The following is a 5,701-nucleotide window of genomic DNA, read 5'->3' as shown; positions in this document are numbered from 1 at the left end:
AATGCTTTATTTGAGGGGCATCAGTTTGTTCAAGAAAATCCCGTATCTTGTGCTTTACAACGTGTACTCAATGCCCTTGATAACTTTACTCTTAAAGAAGAATCTCAAGATCTCAAAAATATTTCTAAGAGTGTACAATTTTACACGCGTGGAATTACCACTCTTGAAGCACAACAAAGTTTAATTGTAGAGCTTTATAATGAATTTTTCCGTTATGCTTTTCCACGTACAGTGGAAAAATTAGGAATTGTTTATACCCCCATTGAGGTTGTTGATTTTATCATTCATTCTGTTGATGAGGTTTTACGCAATGAATTTGGAAAAAGTCTAGGATCACGTGGTGTTTCTATTCTTGACCCTTTTACGGGTACTGGGACCTTTATCACACGGCTATTACAATCCAATCTCATCAAACCAGAGGATATGGAATATAAATACCGTTATGATATTCATGCTAATGAGATTGTCTTGCTTGCTTATTACATCGCAGCCATTAATATCGAAGCAACCTATCATGGTCTTATGAAAGGGAATTATATCCCATTCAAGCATATTGGTTTGACTGATACATTCCAAATGCTTGAAAAAAAAGATTTGTTGCAAGAGTTATTTAAAGAAAACAGTGAATATTTAGAACATCAGAAAAATCTAAATATCGAAGTTATCTTGGGGAACCCGCCTTATTCTATAGGACAAAAAAGCGAAAACGATAATGCAAAGAATACCCCTTATCCGATTTTAAATAAACGGATCAGTGAAACTTATGCTGCTCAATCGAAGGCAAGTCTTATACGAGGTCTGTATGACAGTTATATCCGTGCTATTCGTTGGGCTAGTGACCGTATAAAAAACCACGGTGTTATTGGTTTCGTCACAAATGCGGGTTTTGTAGATACTAAATCTATGGATGGCTTACGCAAATGCCTCGTTGAGGAGTTTTCGAGCCTTTATATTTTCCATTTACGAGGAAATGCTCGGACTTCTGGAGAACAACGCAAAAAAGAAAGTGGTGGAATTTTTGGCGAAGGCTCTCGAGCCCCTATAGCGATTTCTATTCTCGTAAAAAATCCAGAATCTCAACAACGTGGGAAGATATATTTCCGTGACATTGGAGATTATCTCACGAGAGAAAAAAAGCTCACAATAATTGAAAAATTTAGGAGCATTGATGGCATTACACGGAGCAAAAAAGGTTGGCAAATAATTACACCAGACAAGCACGGTGATTGGCTTGGTCAACGTGATGATAGATTCAAATCATTTTTAGCCATAGGTTATAAGAGTTATAAGAAAGGAGAACATACTAAAAAGCTCTTTGAAACGTTTTCTCTTGGAGTTGTAACCAATCGTGATGCTTGGGCATATAATTCAAGCTATAAAGTTTTAGAAAAAAACATGAGTAATATGATTACTTTCTATAATAGTGAAGTAGAACGTTTTAAGAATGCTTATGAACATGTTAATCGCAAGATACGTAAAAATGCTATAAACAATTTTATAAATTCTGATGAAAGTAAAATCAGTTGGAGTCATAATGTTAAGCAAGAACTGGTAAAAGGAAAAGTTTTTGAACTTGAAGATACGTGCCTTACACAAAGTCTGTATCGTCCTTTTACACAACAGTGGCTCTATTATAATCGTACTTTCAATGAGAGAGTTTACCAAATGCCGCGCATATTTCCGATAGGACAAGCGGTTGAAAATAGAGTGATACAAGTTACCGGTATAGGAGCAAAAAAAGACTTTTCTGCTCTTATGGCTAAGACATTATCTGATCTTAATGTGATAGATGGTGGTAGTCAATGCTTTCCAAGATATATCTACGGAGATACTACGGTATTAAAAAGTAAAAGTGAGAAACAATCCCATTTATTTACGCATTCTACAGAAGATAGCAAAACAACTGGTTTACAGAGGCGTGATGCCATTACGGATGAAGGGTTAGCACATTTTAAAGCAGCTTATCCTAATGAAAATATCACGAAAGATGATCTGTTCTATTACGTTTACGGAATCTTACACTCGGAAGATTATAGTACTCGTTATGCTCATAATTTATGCAAAGAATTGCCTCGTATCCCTTGCGTAAAGAGTGCTGAAGATTTTTGGAAATTTGTGACAGCAGGGCGTGAACTGGGTCATTTGCACGTAAATTATGAAGATGTGGAACCTTATCCAGTCACATTTAAAACAGGCAATCCAAAACAGACTGATATTTCTAATCCTGAGGAATTCTATTATGTTACAGAAATGAGATTTGCTGGAAATAGTAAGAAGAAGGATAAATCTACTGTTTTTTACAATAACAATATCACAATAACAAACATTCCTCTTGAAGCTTATGAGTATATCGTCAATGGCAAGCCTGCTCTTGAATGGGTTATGGAACGTCAATGTGTTAAGACTGATAAAAAGAGTGACATTGTGAATGATGCTAATCGCTATGCAGTTGAAACCGTTGGAAACCCTGCTTATCCATTAGAATTGTTTCAAAGGGTTATTACCGTAAGTTTAGAGACAATGAAAATCGTTAAGAACCTACCAAAATTAGAAATTAAAGAAACTGAGTAAACTTATAAAGCATGCTCACATAATGGGTATGATAAACTCACAAGGGGTATAAGGTCTCATAACTATAGGTTTTATACCTCTTTTATAAATTGCTTACATACAATCTTAAAAGGAATAATTTATCATGCGTTATTCTAAAAAAAATCATTTGCACTTTTAAACACTGTCATTTGGATTGCTTTAAGACTTATAAGAAATCCACTCTTAAAGTGAATTAGATTTTTTTACATTGCCTTTAAGAGATTATACCGTAATCTCAAATAATAGCTTTATAGCTTTCAAAAAATCTCTTGAAAGAGAGTTATGTATATTCATTTTGCTTATAGGTTTTGAAGGTTTCTCAAACTCTCAAAATACCTTCAAAATATACTATGGGTTGAATTTAAGGTTGTGCTGTCGATATAGGTTGTATTGTTAAAATAATAACATATTGAAATATAATAACTTTTATTTTTTTGATTGAAAAAAATACATAAGGGGGCGTAAAAGGAACCTTCAAAACCTTCAAAATCCTCAAAATTAAAAGATAGAAAAACTTTGAAGGTTCATTTTTGAATCTAAGGTTATAAAATTTCCAGATTGCCTATTGTGGTGTCTTATGACTTTTCACTAAAGGATGCCATTCATAGCGTATAGTAGGTCGACCGCTTTTAGAACTATTGTCTCCAGAGGTTTCACGAATATAGTTACAACGACATAAAAGCTCTAAAGCTTGCTTAACAGCTTGATTGTCTTTTAAATGCGTCCAACTTCTTTGATGAATATCACGTAAAGTAAAAACATCGGGTAAACAATCACAGCGTTCAACAATTAATTTTGCACGCTCTGCTGTTACTGTATTCCCCGCCGCATAGAGCCTTTTGACATGACTTAACAGATATTTTTCCCAACGCAAGGCTGTTGTAATGGCATAGAGTCCAATTTCAAAACGACCACTATCAAGAAGTTCAAAAATCAACGCAAGGCTTGCTATGGTCTTTGGCATTTTCAAAACATGCGATTGTAAGCTTTCTGAGTGAGTATCTCTCTTTATAGCTTCCTATTAAAGGAAAAAAACAAAAAAATAACACTAACCATTTCAGATTTTCATAATGAAGAAAACTTTTTAGTTTTTCTGTTAGTGATGAAAATGTATTTCAAACAATAATGAATATATTTTCAATTAATTTAAGAAATCCATAATTATATTTCGAATACGAATTTGACATATACAAAGATGACTTTAGACCTAGCTAAATATTGCTATGAAGAATACAAACAGAACTAAGAAAATGAAAAATGAAGTTTTTTGATTGGATAGAGAAAGAAATTAGGACGATTAACATCCAGCAGGGATATTTTCATTTAGCTATTACTTTTAAAGATGTGTGAATAAATTAATGTAAAAAGCTTTGTTATGAATACGTTATTGAGTTAGAAATCTATACCAATAGCTTTGGCTTGCATCTTTTCGTAGAGTTTTTGCATTGCCTTGATAGTTTCTCTTCGCACATCAATAATCGATTTTTCAATGTCTGTTAAACGTGCTTTGTCCAGATTTCCTAGTCGCGTATAATGAGATGCCATTGCTTTCCGAGCTTCATCATAAGGTAATCCGCCTTTTCGGTGCTTTGATAGACTATGTCCCCTATTTATCGCATCATATTTCTCAGGATTGGAAACCAGTTTTATGTGATCCTTAACAACACCTATTTCAATTAATGCTGTTTCAAGACTACTGACCATAGCTTTACTATTAGCATACCGAAGCAAATCATCCTTTATAAAGTCACTTTCCGTATCAATAAGCAATGGTAAATCACTATTTTTACCAACATTACGAATATAATCACACAAATTACTTCGTACATTATGTAATTTTTGAGATACCAATGTCTTTTCAAGATCTTGTACTAGTACACTTTGTTGTAAAAAAAGCTTTTCTAATTTATCAGAAATGATGACCTCCTATTACAACCCCTTTATCTAACCAGTCTGGACCATATTCCTCATCAGCATTCTTTGTAGAAAACCCCATATCACGAATAAACTGTGCTCCACGTTGATGTCTAAGATGTAGAAGTGCATGTGCTGGATATTCAGCCATTGCTAACCACTCCCACGTTGTTTTGTTATCATTCGCCTTGGAAGCTGCTTCTGCTTCAACCATATAGATACTGTTTTGAGGGAGACCTCCTGCTCGTAATTCTTCACGTTCAGCATCCGTCATATAACTTTTGGGTAATTTCTTTTGCATAGGAAATTCCTTTCTGTAATCTGTCTTGAAATATTAATCTAATGGTTAAATCTGATCAATCAAATTTCCTATGAATTTTTCAATTTGTTGTTTGAAATGAAAATAAGATATCTGCTTTTATCTTTAATCATTTTTTATTGAACATGACAAAATTTTACGTTTGTTTACGTGTTCTCGTATAACAAGATACAGACAATCAAAAACTTGGGATTGTTAGAATATGCTAACAAAAATGGTTTTATTCCACTCCATATTGAAAGAGAAACTATCAATAGAAGAAAAGAGTGGTGCAAGCATAAGCTTGATACTTTAATCGAAAGAAAAAAGTAGGGGAATTGTTATTGACACCTAAGTTTTCTCACATAGCGGATTTTTCTTTTAATATTTTAGAAAATCTTAAAGCCGCTAATTAGCATAGTTTATAAGATACGCTAATTTATTCAATGGATAAGCTAGGCAATTGATCATCATGGGCTGGACAACGGGCACTTCCATAATGCCCATACCAAACCCCACGCAAGGCATTTGTGATGCCCCGAGCATTTATATAAGAAAACATGTTTTTTTATCCTATGAATATTGCACCATAGGACGGATTTTGCTATTCATTCTTTGAGTGAAAATGAAAAGCCTTGTCCGTCCTTACGTGACAAGGTTTTCTTTTATGCGACGTCGTTATAACGTTGCTGTTTGGCTTGCTCTATGACATTGATCAGATCTGATTGTAACCAACGGGATAAAAAGCCAAACTTTAAAGGTTTTGGTAAAGAGCCATTGGTCACATGACGGCGGAATGTTGAAACACTCATATGAAGCAATTTTGCACTTTCACGGTCAGTTAAAAGAATATCGTTTTCTGTCATTATAATTTCCTTTCAAGAGTAAAAAATGGGA

The 5,701-nt window shown here is 34.0% G+C and carries 6 protein-coding genes; 1 reads left to right on the top strand and 5 read right to left on the bottom strand.

The features are described 5' to 3' along the window. The coding region (locus PVV69_RS09150; RefSeq protein ID WP_273757257.1) for a type ISP restriction/modification enzyme at positions 1-2,571 on the top strand (2,571 nt) is incomplete at its 5' end. A 583-nt stretch (positions 2,572-3,154) separates the two neighbouring features. Here the strand turns inward: PVV69_RS09150 and PVV69_RS09145 are convergent. The 5 genes from PVV69_RS09145 to PVV69_RS09120 all read right to left on the bottom strand — a co-directional run bounded on the left by PVV69_RS09145 (position 3,155) and on the right by PVV69_RS09120 (position 5,670). Further along, the gene (locus tag PVV69_RS09145) at positions 3,155-3,604 is read right to left on the bottom strand and encodes a DUF3987 domain-containing protein (protein ID WP_342753438.1); all 450 of its coding nucleotides are present in this window, start codon (positions 3,602-3,604) and stop codon (positions 3,155-3,157) included. Between the two features lie 380 nt (positions 3,605-3,984). After that, a complete protein-coding gene (locus PVV69_RS09140) occupies positions 3,985-4,407 on the bottom strand; it encodes a hypothetical protein (protein WP_273757256.1) in 423 nt (140 codons plus the stop codon). A 94-nt stretch (positions 4,408-4,501) separates the two neighbouring features. After that, a complete protein-coding gene (locus tag PVV69_RS09135) occupies positions 4,502-4,807 on the bottom strand; it encodes a hypothetical protein (RefSeq protein ID WP_273721535.1) in 306 nt (101 codons plus the stop codon). Positions 4,808-5,243: 436 nt separating this feature from the next. Beyond that, on the bottom strand, positions 5,244-5,366 hold the full coding sequence (locus PVV69_RS09125; protein ID WP_273757255.1) for a hypothetical protein: 123 nt from the start codon (positions 5,364-5,366) through the stop codon (positions 5,244-5,246). 103 nt (positions 5,367-5,469) lie between these two features. Continuing rightward, positions 5,470-5,670, bottom strand: a complete 201-nt coding sequence (locus tag PVV69_RS09120; RefSeq protein WP_004856846.1) for an AlpA family transcriptional regulator — start codon at positions 5,668-5,670, stop codon at positions 5,470-5,472. Between the last annotated feature and the right edge of the window lie 31 nt (positions 5,671-5,701).

The sequence above is a fragment of the Bartonella sp. MM73XJBT genome (genome assembly GCF_028618465.1).
Lineage (GTDB): Bacteria > Pseudomonadota > Alphaproteobacteria > Rhizobiales > Rhizobiaceae > Bartonella.
Note: the sequence above shows the minus strand (reverse complement) of the source record. Positions and strands in the feature narration are given on the sequence as shown.

Coding starts and splice junctions, on each gene's coding strand:
- PVV69_RS09135 (WP_273721535.1), bottom strand. CDS start 4,807: ATGCAAAAGAAATTACCCAAAAGTTATATGACGGATGCTGAACGTGAA.
- PVV69_RS09125 (WP_273757255.1), bottom strand. CDS start 5,366: ATGTTTTCTTATATAAATGCTCGGGGCATCACAAATGCCTTGCGTGGG.
- PVV69_RS09120 (WP_004856846.1), bottom strand. CDS start 5,670: ATGACAGAAAACGATATTCTTTTAACTGACCGTGAAAGTGCAAAATTG.